Consider the following 17,726-nt stretch of genomic DNA (forward strand, 5'->3'; position numbering starts at 1 on the left):
TATAGAATTATAAAAAAATAGGTGATGAGTTAATTAATCAAATAGGGGGTATATCTGTGACAGGCTCAAATGACGTTTGCGGTGAACGACTATGGTATTATCTTGCTCCACTCGATGGTACTCCGTTGGGGTTTTCAGTGACTGCAGAGTATGATCCAGCAGGCGGTGCAACGGAGGCTATTCCATTATCGATAGAAAACTGCAGTCGAAATGTTCGAATAACAAGTTACTTTAACCCTATACTCAATAGTATTAGCATACCAGCTCCCAACAATAAATTGGTTAACATACCGATTCAAGACATTTTTCGGGTTTCTAATTTCGACGGTTCCCGTACCCAATTACCACGCATGGGTGAAGTTCCCGCTAATCCTATTCCTCAACCTCCGGGAGTCTTAAGTAATAATTTAACACTGGGAGACTGGCTTACAACTAAAGGACACCTCAATATTAATTGCAATATCAAAGGTAACTCTTTTATTAGATCCTCCTATAGAGAATTAATCCCAAATTGTATGTATTCTGTATGGGGAATCTGGATAACTAAATTACCCGACTCTTCCGAGCTGATACTGTTCGCTAGCCTGTTTGGAGGAGTACCCAATGCGATAGTAGCATCAGATAAAGGGCACGGTAGCTTTTCACGGAAATTAAATTTCTGTCCATTAGAAAATTCTCCAGATGGCCCCACATTACTTTACGTCACTACTGCTTATCATTCTGATAACCCGATGTATGCAAGAGTACCTGAAAAAGCTACAAGGAATGTAAATATTACAAATAGAGATGGAATAACTCTTTCCACTCCATTAGGTCTTGTTGTTCACTAAGAACAAGTGGTTTTCAAAATAAATGGTGAAGCATTGCCAGGCGCTAATATTATTCAATTTTAGTTTATATAAACTTATGTTTTGCGATATATCGGGGGTACTATATGATCAATATTATATTAAAAAAAACAAGCTTGATTGTAGCAAACGACAAATCACATCTTGACACTGTTAGTAACTTTAGAAAAAACTATGGAAATGTAATAGAAAGAATGGAAGAGCAATTTTATGAAAAAGAAGTAGCTAGAGACAACTTAGGAACTGTTTTCATCTACCTTCATGATCAAAATATGATTGCTACTGTTAGATATGTTCCTTTAGGGCACAACGCAAGTGTAATCGAGTCCCTCTTTACAAATACACTCAACGAAGGTGAGTTTAGTCTGCCGACACGGGAAGGAAGTAGATTTGTAGTACACCCCTCATTTCGGGGAAATAGAATATTTAAAGAAGCCTTGGCGATGAGTATGGAGTGGTTACGAGACAATACGACATGCCAAAACATTATCGCACCTATTAGAAGTCGATTACTACCTCTGTATGAGAAATATGGGTTTTACAGCATAGCTTCAGCTAAATTACCAATTCAAGGGAAAAGCGTGCCTTATAAAATAATATTGTCAAAACTTACTACAATTCTCGATCAAACGGTGGCAAATGGTTATCAAAAGAAAGTCCCATTGTATAACATTAATTGATAAAACGAGGTTATTAAAATGTCAGGTTTTTTAAAACAATTAGAAAATGAAGTTTCTTCAGAGTGGGAAACAATAAAGTCAGGTCTTTTTTGGAACATCATGCGAGAAGAAGGTTTTAATACTGAGTTATATAAATTACTGATGCTTCAGATCTTTCATTACACTAAGCACAATGCGATAAATCAAGCGGTGGCCACTTACAAAATAAACCATACAGAAGTTCCGTTATTAAGGTTTTGCTTCAAACATGCACTAGAAGAACTCGGTCATGAAAACATGGTAGTTAGGGACTTAGATAGTATAGGTCTCTATAGCCCAGAAGACCTAGCCAGTGGAGCTCTACCTGCGACACAAGCACTTGTTGGATACTTATATCATGTAGCCCTTGAACTGGGCGGCCTAGCTAGACTGGGATATAGCTATTGGGCAGAATCATCATATGGCCATCTTGCTGAAATGACGGATCATATGAAAGATGACTTAAACTTAAAAGATAATAACATGACATTTTTTGTTGCCCATTCTGCTATTGATGAAAAACATTCTGCCGAAGTAAATGATGCCATAGAAAAAAATGTCAAAACTGATACTCAAAAGAAAATAGTTATCGATGTAGCTAGAACAACATTGTACATGACCGGAGTTATGTTTAACAACGTTGCGGAAGTTTATCTAGTAAACAAGAAAAAGAAAGCAGTTTCAGCTTAGAATACTAACTTATTAAGGCTATATCTATGAAAGAATGGCCTTAATAAAATATATAGAAATTATAGTTTTTCACAACCATGGCAGTAAGAAATGAATGGAGATATTGATGTAATAAGTATTTCACGTGAAATAAAATCCTATATTGGTGACAAGGAATACAAAAAAATACATAAATCCAACAAACTAATCGACTCATGCACAACCCTTTTCACTATAATGATATTTTTTTCCTTAATTATAATCATAGGGAAAAACGAAACGACATGGGTAAAAATATTACTTATTGTTGTTCAAGGTTTTTTCATTCAGATAATGGCCCTTGTTCACCATGATATTTTTGTCCATCGTCGATTAGGAAAATAAAACACACTAGCCTGGGTAACAAGTATAATACTAACAATCGTCAGATTTTCAGTTCCAACGAGGTATAAGCAGGCCCATTTAAAACACCATAGGTACATCGGCAGCGAAAAAGATACTGAAAAGTATAAGCAATATTTAAATACAAAATTAAGGCGGATTATTTTTTCGACTTTTATTGGGGTAAAACTAGCACACGGAGGAAAGCTTTCTAGTCAAACAAAGCCGTATTTGAGAGTGGACTCTCAGGATTTCGAAACTTTAAAAAAAGCTAAAATTGAAACACTCATTTTACGTATTTTTATAATTAGTCTTTTGCCACTTAGCTTTATTTTTCCAAAATATATTGTACTGGGATTTTTAATACCTTCAATAATAATAACCCCTATAGCAGGCACATTTCGCGTAATACTAGAACACACTAAAGTAAACACTAGCAACGATTACCATATTGCGACACACTATAAAACAAACCTTTTTTCTCAAGTTATTTTTTTATGGGATTCTGGAGACTGCCACTTAATACATCATATTTTTCCCAGCATTCCTTTCTATCGAATGAGAAGAGCAAATAATATTATACGTCCTTTTTTGCTTGATAGAGGCGTTATAGTAAGAACATCATTCTTTGAGCTTCTGCATGGGTGGTATATTAAGAATTATCCACATAGATCTCTTTGGTCAAACAAAAATCATTAGTCCAAATATACTGATCAGCAAGTAATAGCACTTATGCTATTGAATGAAGAGTAACAGCCAATAGATACAATTATTTCAAATTTATTACTAGCAATACGTTAATTTTAGGTGAGATGAAGCGCAAGAATCAATAATATACAGCTGCCTCGCAAAAAACCATAAGGTGTAGTAACCCCGATGAGATCTAACAGTTACCCGTTTTTAAAAGGTAGTTGTCAGATTAAATTTGAGCTAAATTCTTTTTTGCCCAAACAGTCTTACCATCCACCAAAGTATCATGTGGTGTTCGACCACAGCACATTTTTCCTTGATGAGTTCGTTCATTATTGTAGTATTCTACCCAGTCGTCCAGATCTTTCTGCAATTCATCGAGTGATGTATAGAGTTTTTTTCTGAACGTGATTTGATAAAACTCATTTAAAATTGTCTTGTGAAAGCGTTCGCATATCCCGTTTGTTTGGGGTGACATCGCTTTTGTTTTAGTATGATCAATCTCATTAATCGCTAAGTATAACTGGTAATCATGGTGCTCGACGCGACCACAATACTCTGTACCACGATCTGTCAATATGCGTAGGATCGGTAGTCCATGATGCTTAAACAAGGGGAGCACTTTATCATTGAGTAAATCGGCCGCCGTAATAGGTGTCTTTGTTGTATAGAGTTTACAGAGCGCCACTTTACTATAAGTATCGACAAACGTTTGTTGATAGATGCGGCCTACACCTTTTAGGTTGCCCACATAGAACGTATCTTGGGAACCTAAATAGCCTGGATGCTCAGTATTTATTTCGCCACACGCTTCGTCATCATTTTTCTTACGCTCTAGCGCGGCGACTTGAGCTTCAGTTAACACAATCCCAGCTTCTGAAACCTTTTTTTCCAGTGCTGCTAGGCGCTTTTTAAAGTTCTCTAAATTATTTCTTAGCCAGATGGATCGTACACCGTTAGCGGATACGAAGATGCCATTCTTTCTCAGTTCATTAATGACCCGGACTTGGCCATAAGCCGGTTGTGCAAAAGCGTAATCTACAACGGCTTGTTCAATGGCAGGATCAACACGATTCTTCACATTCGGTGTGCGTCTACTCTTGTTAATCAGTTGATCAAGGTCGCCGCCTTCAGAAAGCTCTTGGTAGCGGTAGAACGTATCACGCGATACCCCCATAACCTTACAGGCTCTAGAGACATTACCTAATTCTTGTGCCAAATTCAGTAAACCGACTTTGTGTTTTATGATCGGGTTGTTAGTATGCAACATGAGAGTTACCTTTGTTTGTTTTGATTTAAGATTCGCACCTTTATCAAAACGGGTAACTCTCTATTTTTCAAGGAGATGTGTCAGATCTGGTCGGGGTCAATCCACATAAGGTAGCAATATCGATTAAGAGTTATTATAAAACTGCCATTCAACAAATATCAAAACTATTTTTAATATATGAATAAATTATTTTTGCAAACGAATATAACAATGCGTAACCCAAGCAAACAATTCTTATACTTTCCGTCTCATATTCCTCCAACCAGACTCTGTCCTAACTGAGTAAAACTAAACGCTTAGTTTCTTATTTCAGTTTTTCTTAAGTGAATCAAATGTTAAATTCTCCAGTACGTACGCCCCCCTAACTCTCTCGAAAATGAATTAATTTTCTATCAGTTACTCAACACTAACGTTCATTTTTTTCCAGACTTTATTTGACAGTAACAGTAGAATCCAACATGATTAAGAGCACAGTCATAGTCCACTTAAATTCCACATCCTATAAACAGTGATACTATTGAAATAACTATAGTTATAGAGGATCACATTATAGAATAAATTTCTATACTCTTTCACAGTCCTCAGCATTAACTTTTCCTTGTTTCAGTTTAACAAATTACTACCTATGCAGCAGCAAACAATACGCTGCCTCTTGGAAAAAGGATCGAATCAATTTTTTATCTCGTTTAATTTTCTCCAAGTCTACTATCGCCCGATTTTTTAGTGACTCTCCCTTTTTTAACGGCTTTTTGGACGTCCCTATATTCCTCATTTGATGCCAAACTAATTCGTCAGGATTCAGGTCAGGTGCATACGGGAGCAAAAAAACAATCTCCAACTGACCATCTAAAGAATCAAGATAGTCAGCAACCTTCTTCGATTTATGAGCAGGGTGGCCATCAATGATTAATATCGCTGGATTTTTACGCCCCTTCATGAAACCTTTAAAACACTCAATACATTTATCTGCATTAAACTTTCCTTCAAACACGTGATACCCCCCTTATTTGATAGAGCTGATATTGCATTGATCGATTACCTTTGACCACTCGTTTTAACAATGGGCGTTTTACCTTTTTCTTCCCATGTACGCTGGAGCGGATCATCTGAACAGATACTTGCCTCATCTAATCAAAATATCTCCGCACCCTTGTTTTTAGTGCATTTCTTCACTTTAGGATAGACTTCAGCAACCCATTTCTGTACAGCCTCTTCATCCCGTTCATACGCTCTGCGTAGTGGCTTTCGAGGGGTTAAACCTAGACAGCGAAGAATATTTCCAACCCCTGATGGGCTTAGCTCAACTCCAAACCTTTCACGTATTAAATCGGCGACAATCTGACGCGGCCATAATCCAAAATCAAAACCATGCTGACGAGGATCTCTTCCTATAACCCAATGTTTAATTTCTTGCCCTTCAAGATATGACAATGTGCGGTTCCTTCCCGTTCGTGCTTTTGGATACAGAGCGTTTATTCCTTTTTCTCTGGCTATTTTTAGCCAAGTAAATATGGTTGTTTTACCGAGACCAAAACTTCGGGTAACATCTGCAGCTGGTGCGCCATCAAGTACGCGTTGAACCGCCAACTTACGAATCAAATATTGTTCTTCTGTGCTCAGTTTTCTTGATACCGAGTACACCAAATTTTAAAGCCCACTATTGATTAATAGTCTCCCAGTAGTACACAATATCTAACCTATTATAACATGCCCTCCCATATTTGGACTGCCCACTACCCTTTTGATTCACTTTCCGGCGGAAACAAGACCTCAATAAACCCCGTCTAATAGACATTTGAAAGAACCAAATCACCCAAGTGTCCCCAAATGGCAACATATTTAATAATTTAAAGCTGTTTTTATAATACTCATGGATCGACACGTTAAACACCTAAAAATGATACAAAGTTCTGTTCTTTTTAGAAACACTATGTTACATAATTGCGTTGATTTTTATTTACAAACAGTTAAACTATTCCATAATTTTACAAAATACCCTCTCAATTAGACAATAATCACCCTATCTCAACTAACTCCTACAACCTCAGAGATCTATAATGAGAAAGCCTTACAACACTAACAAAATAACGTTATGCCTGGCGGCCCTTCTATTTACGCTAAATAAAAATAGTCAAGCTGATGAATTCTCCAACTCTATTCATTTCACAGAAAAACCAACCACAAATAATGCGAGCTATTCTGAGGACTCAGCATTGAGCCACTTATGCTTGGGCAGTGTAGCTTCATCCTTTTTGGGAAGCTGCGATGCCTACCACCTTATTAAGGATGAAGATGGAATCAATGGTAAAATTAAATTTCCAAAAGTTAGCGCGGTCAATAATCATCAACCACATCAAAAGCATGAGACGCATAGACTAAGCGCTGATGAGATATTGAGAATTGATAATGAATTTAAATTTCTAAGAAACTGGGGCTTTCCTAAGGTAGGAAATCATAGTGGATATCTGTACCTATATCGGGAAGAAGACTGTCTACACTCTTACTCTACAAGAGACTGTTTAGGTTACAAAGAATTCGAGCGATATGAAACACTAACTGACTCATTACACTAATGGCATTGTTGCCATACCAAAAGAAAACTCTAATACCGCGCACAATATTCAGCATCCAACTTAATATGCTTTTTAGACTAATACAGCTCACATAGATTAGACACCTCAAAATAGACATCCTCAATTACTTTAATGCAAAATAAACTAATAAAAAACCATAGGAAAACATGATATCAGACAAGCAAAGGAAAAAGATTTCTACAAAATACGCTATTATCATAATAGTTAGCTTTAGACAACCTTATTGAACACTCTTCTCCCTCATGAGAAAACCATCCATAACAAAAGCTCAACCATGTCAAACACAAGATACCCAACAGCAACTGGAATTATTATTTTAACCTTATCATCAATAACACACTCAAATTTGAAGTTCACCGTCTAGTAAAATTAAAATCGACTACAATTGAAACAATCTGAGCCCCCATTCCCTCCCCCCCAAAAAAAACAAAACAATGATTAAATATTATCCACAACAGACACACAAACAACAAAGCCAGATATCAAGGTGATCCATTGAAAAGCAAGATACTGCAAATAGCCATGAGAACACCCATTTTTTTTCCTGATCAGATATACACAGATAAGGTTATTTATATACCCGCTTTGCACTTTAATCACTATTGCTGAACGCATCGCCTATTTTACAGCATACTTACAGGCGGATAATAAAAGCACTAACTTGATAGCAGTAGCGACAATTGCTAGACTGAAATCACTCCAAAAAAGTCACTTACACGATTACCGTCGACAATAGGAAGGCATTGCTCTCTATGAAGGATTTGGTGATACATTAAAACCAATACATGCTTTGCTTGTCCTCACAACTCACTAGAAAGAGGATTGCATAACAACGCTAATGACCTACTTCGTTAGTATTTCCGAGAAAGTACAAACCTAACACAGGCTACACTATCGAAGGCCAAACGCCTCGACACTCAACCAAGAATTTTTAAAACGTCAGATGACTTAATAACTAAAAGCTGGGCTGTATTGGCAGTGTAAGTTTTGATACATTTCGCATTTAAATTCACAGAATATAAAAAAACGCGGCGCACCGGAGAAATATGTGGATAAAAATCAGTGTACGCCGCAAATATTACTAAATGCTCAATCAGAGTATTTGGCAGTGTATTACCAATTCACATAATAGTAAACATGTTAATAAATTTAATGACGCCTTAAAACCTTTTCATTCACCACAATCATCACCTTTATCATGTGTAATAAAGCCTAGTACATATAGAATAATCACCACTCAATACGTTAGGAATGTTATTTTGTACAGTGAAATTATTTTTTAAATATATCAGTCAAGCCCTTCTGACCTTACCAACCTGTTAATACCTGTATGCTTTTTCTAATTTTAATTGCTACACCTCTCTTTCTCCTCCCCACTACCATTTTTAAAATAACATAGTGAATTACTCAAAGATAACCGCGTTTTCTGCTGCTTTTTTGCAGCACCGACAACTCGTTAATGTTCAAAAACGATCAGTCGAATTGCGACGACAGTATCAGTAGAATACCTCGATTTATCGACCACCTGTTCAAAAATTGCAATGTTTAAATCCATGTTCGTGTGGATAACTTTATGAGCGGTAAATTATTTCTAATGTAAATTTGCTTTCTCACCGTATCGTCTTGACTTGGTTTGAATAAGGTAAAAGATTGCGTGGCTTCGATTAGTTCTGTTAGTGTTTTACAGCCATACTTTTTATACTGTATATGGGGGTAATGCCTCCGGATAAACGATCCGCATACTGATATGGGGGCCCACCCCTCTTCATCCGAGTATTTCTTTACAATATTCACCAATGTCTCAATCAACCTCTTATCATTGAGTGCAAGACGGCTTTTTTCTATACATACGGCCGCTATATCAACGTCACTGTCTTGACTATGATGTGGCCTGGTGGCTTGCTTGGGTTCCAAGAACGTAAAGGCGTCGCAAATCTGTTGGAAGGCCTTAGGTGTCGTGACATATCCACAGCCAAGAACAAATTTTTGAGACTCTCGTAGACGAGCAGCTAATCGAGTGAAATCACTATCACTGGACACGATCACAAACATATCAAGATCACCTTGATGCAAAAGATCCATCGCATCAACAACCAAGGCCATGTCTGAAGCATTTTTCTTCGGTGTATAGGCAAACTGTTGAACAGGTCGAATACCATATTGGTTTAGCGTATCTTTCCACCCTCGCGAGTGGAGACTACTCCAATCACCGTACGCCCGCTTTATAACCGCATTACCGTATTCTGACAGTATCGCGAACAGCTCGCCTATTCTATTACATCCAATATTGTCCGCATCAATGAGCACTGCTATTTTCATCGTACATGATACACTCTACAGATTTTCACAACGAGATAGTGGTAAATCTTCTATAATTTCTACCCGCCGCCCGTCAGGGACAATACTTAGTATATTGAAATTAAAGATATAGGGTTTACCCAAAAGACATATACTATTATTATCACTCATATATTGATCAATCAAGGCCTCAATATCTATTTTCCCTGAAATAGGCAGAATTGTTGCTCCGACTATGTCTTTGTTATCACTCGCGTGCACTTTCATATGATAACAACGCTCACATGTAAGCGGCAAACTCCCTACTTGCATCACCGCTTCATCCTCTTTTAATAATAATAAAAGCGTCGTAACACACCACCCTACTATCACAACTTCGATAACAACAATTAATGGTTTTGTCATGTTTCCTGTTCGTATAAATAGATACTAGCGTGCACTTTATACATTAACTATAGCAGTATCCCAAAAAAAGCAGGGTCAGATGCATGTATAAAATGAGAAAGCATAAAGGATATGGGAAGATAAAGGCTTATCGTCTTACCCTTAGAGGCTTAGGTAAAAAAGACGGTGCATCCAATAAATGAGGTAACATTGTGCAATGATACACCGCCTAAATCCTCCATATTGTGAGATGCTAACAATAAATATAAATCATAAAATTGTACACACTTTTTTCAAAAATAAGCTCTTTCAGGCAAATCATGCGTAGAATGCTTTTCTATACTGTCATCATAAGAGACAACTATTCAGCTTGTTGATGAAAGGCACTTTCTATTACCTTCATCGTCAACTTTAGTTTACAATGACTTTACCGTTTACATAGAGTCATGTCGGTTCTATAAAAACAGCCAAACCATTAAGAAAAGAATAACCACGATATATCACGAGTTGTTATCAAGTGACTATTATTGACAGTCCCCTCCATTCTAGTAAGGACGGTTTTGACCGAGTATCTGATGAAGATGTTATTTTTCTCTACGAGAGCTTTAGAGAAAAAGCGAAACTACCTAGGCATTATGGCCTCAAGAAGCGTGTCATCGACGCCATTACACGACGTATTCTAAGCTCTGAATACAGAAAGTGGACGATACATGATGTAGCCCAAGATATAGGCACGACTAAACGTACATTACAACGCAGGCTTGAAGGACAAAAGGCAAGTTTTAGCGTATTGCATGATGAAGTGCGCCGATACTACGCCGTACATTACCTTCTGGAAGAACGCTTAACCGTTAACGATATTAGTTATACTCTCGGTTTTTCTAATAGGACGGGTTTATTAAGTGCATTCAAACGATGGCTAGGGATATCGCCAACGACTTTGAAACGGCTGGAAAAAGAAGCTGTAAGAAAAAAAAACATGTAAATATAGCTTTGCCGAAGTAAATCAAGAGATATCTAATCTCCTTATATACAGCCAGCAAATACAAGAATAAATGTTTATATAGCAATACATTGCTGTCCCGTTAACTTTCAAAACAGTTTCCCTTGATATCGACCAGGGGGTTCGGTATTGATAGGGTCGCCCCTGAGCAAAGCAATTAAATCTCGTTTTTCAAAAGATTAAGCTACAATATGCGAAGAATTTGTTGCATACTCTGCGTTAGTTTTGACTGGAACTTTAAAAAGCCAACACTAAGTAAACACACATGGCAATTCATATTTGTGTCAGCACAGCATTCTTACTTGTCCCCACAAACGATTTAATTTTCAGGTTTTACTTAATCCATTTAAAGAATAATTCCACCTGCTACCTGGGTTTATATAAATCAGCAATCGTCCTGGCGGCTAAGGATGTATTGTTTGTCAAAAACACGTAGTGTTTCCCTGTCTCTTTATCTCGATAACCAATGCGATGCAAAAAAGTAGGACATTTTTTTGATGCCACATTGCCAGTAAATTCTATGATCTGATCGGAGGTTATCCCTTTGGGTTTAAGCGCATCACGACGTTCAATCACACGGTATTTGGCATTGTTCTTCAGCGAGTAACGAAGCCCCCCCCTTATCTGTCAATTGCTTATACCATGCATAGTCATTGTAAGCTTTATCCACCACAACGATGCTACCTTGGGGCAAGTTCATTGCTCTTGCTGCTGTGATGTCATGGGTTTTCCCCTCTATCACCGCGATAAATTCTGGCAAATACCCTTCATGGTTTAAGCCGAGATGAAGTCGTTCGTGTCAATTTAGATAACCCTAGGTGATACAAACGGTGCATTTGTGCCGTCATATTATCCACAATATCGCGCAAACTGTTTCGAGCTGACAGTTGGGCAATCATCATCGTCACAAACTGTGACCAGCGCAATGCTTTGCGAAAGGATCAGCCACTATGGCGCTGATTGGCTAGCGTTTCGAATTCATGTCTCGGAATTAATTTTAGCATTTGGCCGATGACTGTATTATGATGGCTCATGGTCTGTTTCACTCTTGCTTTATAGTGTTTTTTGGCGAAACTAGTATAAATCATTGAGTGCTTACAGACCGATTTTTCTTTAAGTTAACGGGACAGCAGTGATAGCAATAATACATGTTTCTAATAAAGAGGATTCTTCAAAGTCAATCAAATTACAATACATCAAGATATAGTCTTTATTTTATAGACAATGTCTTCACATGGATCTCTAGCTGAGCTTGGCCTAATCTTTTCTTAATAAACTTTACGCCATATCCTCATAATTATTATTTTGACACCACTCATTCCAGCTAGCCGGCTCTATAGTCAGCACAAGCATCACTCAAGACTATTATATAGTCATTCTGAAAAATTGTTCATAGCTGTACGCGCATAACAGCCACTCTACTTTATACGCCTATATTTTTTATTATCGGGTATTTGCTCATACAATCAATGAATAAGTTTAAAAACATAAAACCGTACATGCATATAATAAAAGCCCCATACGTAATGAGAGCTTGCTGTCATATTGAGTTCTCTTTTAAAGATCCACAGGTTATTAGCTCAATTCGTTGAAAGGTATTAATATCTCTTTGAGCTCTTCGGGAGACATCCCTACCCACCGATGAAAAGCATGTGTCACAGATGTTCTATCAGAGTAACCAAGCAAATTACATATTTGCGTTACAGGAAGACGCTGCTCTAGCAAATAGCGCATACCATGATAGCGGCGCACCTCATCCCTTAATTGAGTAAAACTGCTACCATTCCGGCGCAATTGCCGCTGTAGAGTCCTTGATGACATATTAAGTACTTGGGCGATTTGAAAGATATCTAATGATTTTTGGCCCATGTGAGCAACAAGCACATCGATAACCTGTTGTTTTAAACCACTATATTTGGGCAGCAACGATGCTGTTAAATAATAGTTGCGTAATACATCTTTATCAGTGTCACTAGCATTAGCCAGACAACGCGGTAATCGGGTGTCATATTGTTGCTTCATATATTCCTCTTCAACTATACGATTCCCAAAACATTACTACTCCTGATACCAAAGCATTCAAATATTGTAACGTCATGATAAACGTTCATACGTCTATTGAAATGAATTGTATCAATATAACAGCTAGAGTAATAAGGAGGTTGCATAAAGTATAGTTTTCACGAGTTATTTATGAAACTATAAACTTTAGGAAGCACGCTTGTTATCTACAATGATAAAAAAAACTGAAAATTGCATAGCTTAATCAATATTACAATATCATACGGTTTTAGCCATGACTATCCTGCTACAACTTATACTCTTACAATTCTTGATTTTATAGTATATTGTGACCACACCAACTGTTAATAAACGTAAAGTTTACAGCATTAATACTGAAAAGACGGACACCATGTTAGAATATTACTTGAAATACTTATATAAGCTTTGATGTATCTGTCAGTTCAGTTATTCGCCTTTCGATAGAGCAAGCTATTTTTGACAGAATATCAATACTGCGACGCCTCCTCATTATTTCCAGTATTCTACTCATAACCACCTCAACAGCAATAGTGCGGCACCTATTTACACTATAGATAAGCCAAGCAACCATGAGGTTTAATACAACTATGTATTTTATAAGTAAGTTTACACTGAGAAAATATTATGTTCTTTACATTACTCATAAGTAAACTTAAATTATTAGCAGCGACACTATAAACCAAGCCTAGGATGAATAAAAACGAAATACCGGTAGCGCGTGCACATACACGAGAGTAGGTGACTGAATATTTTTCAACCCAAATATCTAAAAATAGGGCACCCCTCTCAATTATTCAGCGGCATGTATGCGAGAGCACTATTCGTCGATAAGAAAGTATTGACTTCAAATATCCATTTCAAAAAATTAAAATTACGTCAAAGGATAAGAAGTTTACAGCCTTCGCGAAAAAGTACTGAGCCAAGGTAAGATGAGTGCAGCACTTTTGCAAAGTCATTTAGAGAGCGAAAGAGTTTAAATAGCCAAGGAAATTAAGTTACCAAACTGTAAATGTGTATCTAGAAAACAGTATTAGTCGTTATGAAACAATAACAATACGAGCTTGAAGTATTATCGTCAATTAATGTTTTAGAATGTAGCAAATGTTTAGAGGCTCTAAACTATTTTTTAACCTCAGCAATTAATTGTTTATTTCTTATCAATTAAAACCGTGAAGTGTTTACCGCCTAATAACCTAATCGCTATAAAAAATTAATTACTAGGAATTATTAATATAAAAACTACCACTAATGTTGCTTGTCTCAATCTACACGTCGAGTTTAAAAAATAATACGTATCGGCGGGCTTATTGAGAAAAACGTGACTCGATCGACATTTTTGATTTTTAACCGCCACACAAAGACGATTGAAACGACAAGTCTAATATCTAGTTCGGTACAAATATGAAACAATATTTGTATTACCAATTATCCATCAAAATTGCTCGTGTCTTGATCTATGTTTAGAATTAGTATATTCAGCAAAAATTTTACCTTAGCATGTGTATTGGCAGGTCTTGTTGCCTGTGGCGGTGAAAGCGAGAGCTTACTGAGCCCCGATGCTAATCCCGGTGGGGACTCCCCTGATAATCAGCCAGTGCCGTCACAAACAGTACCGCCGTTACCAGGAACTCCAACACCTACGCCAGGAACAACACCTACAGCAACTCCCACTGGCACACCGACACCTACAGCGACACCAGTGGCTGCTACACCAACGCCTGCACCAAGACGCGCAAGAAATAATGATGAAGCGGTCAGATTCTTATTGCGAACGACGTTTGGCCCCACACAAAGAGAGATCGATGCTCTCCAGGCAACCAATTACACCTCTTGGCTGCAGCAACAATTTGATGCAACGCCTACTTATCAAACAGAAACTGTTAAAAAGCTAATCGACGAAAACACGAGAGATATTGTTTTCTTACGCAGCTTCCGTCGTTCAGATGCATGGTTCGATACCGTTATTAATGGCGAAGATCAGTTACGCCAGCGGGTGGCATTTGCACTGAGCCAAATACTTGTTGTGTCTGAAAATGACGGTGCATTAACTGGCTATGCCAGGAGTATGGCCAACTATAATGATGTACTTATTCGTAACGCCTTTGGCAATTTTAGAGAGCTATTAGAAGAAGTAACGCTGCACCCGGCTATGGGTAACTTCTTAAGTATGCGCCGCAATAGTAAAGGTAATGATGAAGGTACAATTCAGCCAGATGAGAACTACGCACGCGAAATTATGCAGCTGTTCACTATTGGCTTAAAAGAATTAAACCTCGATGGCACTGAGAAGTTAGATAGCAGAAACCGATCTATTCCAACCTATGGTATGCCAGAAGTACTGGCTTTTGCTCGTGTATTCACCGGCTGGAATTATGAGAATCTACGCAGATTCCAAAGCGGCTTTGAAAGGCCCGATAGTGAAAGACTGCTCAAACCCATGACGCCCTATGAAGATTTCCATGATACTGGTGAGAAAGTATTACTCAACGGCACAGTTTTGCCCGCTAACCAGGATGCTCGTACCGATTTAGAAATGGCTTTAGATAACTTATTTAATCACCCAAATGTCGGCCCATTTATTGGTAAGCAGTTAATTCAACGTTTGGTGACGAGTAATCCATCCCCAGCCTATGTAGCCCGTGTGGCATCTGTATTTAATGATAACGGCCGCGGCGTACGCGGTGATTTACAGGCAACCGTAAGAGCGATCTTACTCGATAGCGACGCGCTACTGGGCTATCAGAATGATCCGCAAAACTTTGGTAAGTTAAAAGAGCCTTTGTTAAAACTCACACACCTTTGGCGAGCATTTGGCGCTGAAGGTGCTGGTGGTCATTTGCGCTATTCGCAATCGAACCGCGACTTTGCACAAAAAGCACTGGCCGCGCCTTCGGTATTTAATTTCTTCTCACCCACGTTTAGCCAACCTGGCGCTATTGAGAACGGCAACATGGTGTCACCCGAGTTCCAAATCTATACCGAAACGACTGCTATTTCCGCACAAAATCGGTTGCGCAGTTATATCAATGGAAGTCGTCTTAACGGCACTCGAGCAGAAAGCGGCCTCCATCAAATTAATTTAAATTTTGACAGAGCTAAGCGATTGGCCAATAGACCTGAAGAGCTTGTTAAACACTTTAATGATTTCTTATTTGCTGGCCAAATGTCACAGCAAACGCAAGATATTTTAGAAGATTTCATTAATCAGACACCGATGACCGATGATGGCACCCTGCGTGTGAGGGAAGGTTTATTTTTAGCTTTTGCATCACCAGACTTCGCCTATCAACGCTAACTGAATACGTACCAAGGTTATATCACAATGTCTAAATTCGAATTACAGCGTCGCAATTTTTTGAAATCCTGCCTATCTAAAAGCGTTGCAGGGGCCGGTGCTTATGCCAGTTTATCTAGCCTGGGGATGATGAACGCATTCGCCCAAACAAGCGGTGATTATAAAGCGCTAGTATGTCTATTTTTGTTTGGCGGTAATGATTCCTACAACATGCTCATACCCACAAGCAATTCTGCCTACAATCAATATTCAGATGCTCGTGAAGGCTTAGCCATTCCACGCGCAGATATTTTACGGGCGTCGGCTCGTGGCTCAGATGGCAATGACTATGGTTTTCACCCAAGTATGGAAGGTGTACGCACCCTATTTAATCAAGGTAACCTGTCTGTAGTAGGTAATGTGGGTGCCCTAGTGGCTCCTACAAGCAAGACAGATTACGAAAACGGCAGAGTGCCATTACCTCCGCGCTTATTTTCTCACAACGACCAGCAGGATTTTTGGCATAGTCTCAAAACAGATGTCCCTCAGCCTCGGGGATGGGCCGGGCGTATGGCTGATGCCATGGTGGATGCCAATAGAAACTCGCGCTTGTCGATGAATATTTCAATGTCCGGTAGAAACTTATTCCAAGTGGGAGACAATACTTCGCCTTATGCCATGTCCTCATCTGGTATCGTGCCCATGGGCGGTTTGAATCGCTCTAGCCGTAACGCTCAAGAGCAACGTCGCATCGAAGCCTTTGATGCGATGATGAAAAATAGCTACGATAATATCTATGCTAATGAATTCGCTAAAGTAAAATCGCGCTCTGAGATGCTCAGTACTTTTGTCGGTGACGCCTTATCCAGTGCCCGCGCCTTTACTACGCCACTTCCTGCTGAGAACGGAATCGCACAGAGCCTTTCCACTGTGGCCAAGATGATCGATTCGCGTTCAACGCTTAATATGAACCGCCAAATCTTCTTCGTTGGCGTGGGTGGCTGGGATACCCATAGTGACCAACTTTCTCGCCAGCAAGGCTTGTTAAAAAGTCTTAGTGATGCCCTCAAGTACTTTTACGATTTAACCGTTGAAATGAGATTGCAAGATCAAATCACCACCTTCACCGCCGCTGACTTCGGCAGAACACTTGGCAGTAATGGCAGTGGGAGTGATCACGGTTGGGGCGGGCACCAATTGGTAATGGGTGGCGCAGTCGACGGCAAGAAGATCTTTGGAGAGATGCCTGAACTGGTTATTGGGGGCGCGCAGGACTCTGGAAGAGGTCGTCTTATACCCACCACCTCCATCGATCAATATGCCGCAACTCTAGCCAGTTGGTACGGTTTATCAGCATCAGACATCGCCGATATCTTCCCTAATCTCGGCAACTTCAGTAATGTCAATTTAGGCTTCGTGTAAGCCAAGGGATGTGAGGGCCTACTGATAGGCCCTTGTGTTAGTAGCTCTATTCTTCCTAGCTTCCACCCAAATAACCTGACTTCGATAATAGCTTTACACATTACACCATGGAAATTATTTATTCATCTTGTAGCCAAAACATCTAAAAGTAA

The 17,726-nt window shown here is 38.8% G+C and carries 14 protein-coding genes and 1 pseudogene; 8 read left to right on the top strand and 7 right to left on the bottom strand.

Going from position 1 to position 17,726, the window contains the following annotated elements; translation table 11 throughout:
* Positions 1 to 56: 56 nt before the first annotated feature.
* The 4 genes from BVC89_RS29065 to BVC89_RS30850 all read left to right on the top strand — a co-directional run bounded on the left by BVC89_RS29065 (position 57) and on the right by BVC89_RS30850 (position 3,295).
* Positions 57 to 830 (top strand): hypothetical protein, encoded by a 774-nt coding sequence (locus BVC89_RS29065; protein ID WP_103654459.1) that lies wholly within the window; start codon positions 57 to 59, stop codon positions 828 to 830.
* Between the two features lie 104 nt (positions 831 to 934).
* On the top strand, positions 935 to 1,528 hold the full coding sequence (locus BVC89_RS29070; RefSeq protein WP_103654460.1) for a GNAT family N-acetyltransferase: 594 nt from the start codon (positions 935 to 937) through the stop codon (positions 1,526 to 1,528).
* Positions 1,529 to 1,546: 18 nt separating this feature from the next.
* Positions 1,547 to 2,236, top strand: a complete 690-nt coding sequence (locus BVC89_RS29075; RefSeq protein WP_103654461.1) for an iron-containing redox enzyme family protein — start codon at positions 1,547 to 1,549, stop codon at positions 2,234 to 2,236.
* 387 nt (positions 2,237 to 2,623) lie between these two features.
* Entirely contained in the window at positions 2,624 to 3,295 is a 672-nt protein-coding gene (locus BVC89_RS30850) for a fatty acid desaturase (RefSeq protein WP_103654463.1), read from the top strand.
* A 220-nt stretch (positions 3,296 to 3,515) separates the two neighbouring features.
* Here BVC89_RS30850 and BVC89_RS29090 read toward each other — a convergent pair whose 3' ends face one another.
* From BVC89_RS29090 to BVC89_RS29100, 3 genes are all read right to left on the bottom strand, one after another.
* Positions 3,516 to 4,556 (bottom strand): IS481 family transposase, encoded by a 1,041-nt coding sequence (locus tag BVC89_RS29090; RefSeq protein WP_103654464.1) that lies wholly within the window; start codon positions 4,554 to 4,556, stop codon positions 3,516 to 3,518.
* 619 nt (positions 4,557 to 5,175) lie between these two features.
* Complete coding sequence (locus BVC89_RS29095) at positions 5,176 to 5,547, bottom strand: transposase (protein WP_103654465.1); 372 nt, start codon at positions 5,545 to 5,547, stop codon at positions 5,176 to 5,178.
* Between the two features lie 140 nt (positions 5,548 to 5,687).
* A complete protein-coding gene (locus BVC89_RS29100; protein WP_158658204.1) occupies positions 5,688 to 6,155 on the bottom strand; it encodes a winged helix-turn-helix domain-containing protein in 468 nt (155 codons plus the stop codon).
* Between the two features lie 458 nt (positions 6,156 to 6,613).
* Between BVC89_RS29100 and BVC89_RS29105 the strand changes: the two genes are divergently transcribed.
* Positions 6,614 to 7,129, top strand: a complete 516-nt coding sequence (locus BVC89_RS29105; RefSeq protein WP_103654467.1) for a hypothetical protein — start codon at positions 6,614 to 6,616, stop codon at positions 7,127 to 7,129.
* 1,566 nt (positions 7,130 to 8,695) lie between these two features.
* Here BVC89_RS29105 and BVC89_RS29110 read toward each other — a convergent pair.
* Positions 8,696 to 9,469, bottom strand: coding sequence for an NYN domain-containing protein (locus BVC89_RS29110; RefSeq protein ID WP_103654468.1), 774 nt, complete (start codon positions 9,467 to 9,469; stop codon positions 8,696 to 8,698).
* 15 nt (positions 9,470 to 9,484) lie between these two features.
* Positions 9,485 to 9,853, bottom strand: coding sequence for a hypothetical protein (locus BVC89_RS29115; protein WP_103654469.1), 369 nt, complete (start codon positions 9,851 to 9,853; stop codon positions 9,485 to 9,487).
* Positions 9,854 to 10,349: 496 nt separating this feature from the next.
* On the opposite strand from BVC89_RS29115, the gene BVC89_RS29120 reads away from it, so the two are divergent.
* Entirely contained in the window at positions 10,350 to 10,817 is a 468-nt protein-coding gene (locus BVC89_RS29120; RefSeq protein ID WP_158658205.1) for a helix-turn-helix domain-containing protein, read from the top strand.
* 205 nt (positions 10,818 to 11,022) lie between these two features.
* Here the strand turns inward: BVC89_RS29120 and BVC89_RS30460 are convergent.
* Together BVC89_RS30460 and BVC89_RS29135 are read right to left on the bottom strand one after the other, a co-directional pair.
* Positions 11,023 to 11,869 (bottom strand): annotated as a pseudogene (locus tag BVC89_RS30460) (IS4 family transposase); the annotation flags it as partial.
* 541 nt (positions 11,870 to 12,410) lie between these two features.
* Positions 12,411 to 12,857, bottom strand: coding sequence for a helix-turn-helix domain-containing protein (locus BVC89_RS29135; RefSeq protein ID WP_103654473.1), 447 nt, complete (start codon positions 12,855 to 12,857; stop codon positions 12,411 to 12,413).
* A 1,477-nt stretch (positions 12,858 to 14,334) separates the two neighbouring features.
* Here BVC89_RS29135 and BVC89_RS29145 point away from each other — a divergent pair.
* Both BVC89_RS29145 and BVC89_RS29150 read left to right on the top strand, forming a co-directional pair.
* Positions 14,335 to 16,173 carry a DUF1800 domain-containing protein gene (locus BVC89_RS29145; RefSeq protein WP_086932915.1) on the top strand — a complete coding sequence of 613 codons (1,839 nt, stop codon included), beginning with the start codon at positions 14,335 to 14,337 and terminating at the stop codon, positions 16,171 to 16,173.
* Positions 16,174 to 16,200: 27 nt separating this feature from the next.
* Positions 16,201 to 17,574 (top strand): DUF1501 domain-containing protein, encoded by a 1,374-nt coding sequence (locus BVC89_RS29150; RefSeq protein WP_103654474.1) that lies wholly within the window; start codon positions 16,201 to 16,203, stop codon positions 17,572 to 17,574.
* The last annotated feature ends 152 nt before the right edge of the window (positions 17,575 to 17,726 follow it).

It is taken from the genome of Agarilytica rhodophyticola (assembly GCF_002157225.2).
In the GTDB taxonomy this organism is placed as follows: Bacteria; Pseudomonadota; Gammaproteobacteria; order Pseudomonadales; family Cellvibrionaceae; genus Agarilytica; species Agarilytica rhodophyticola.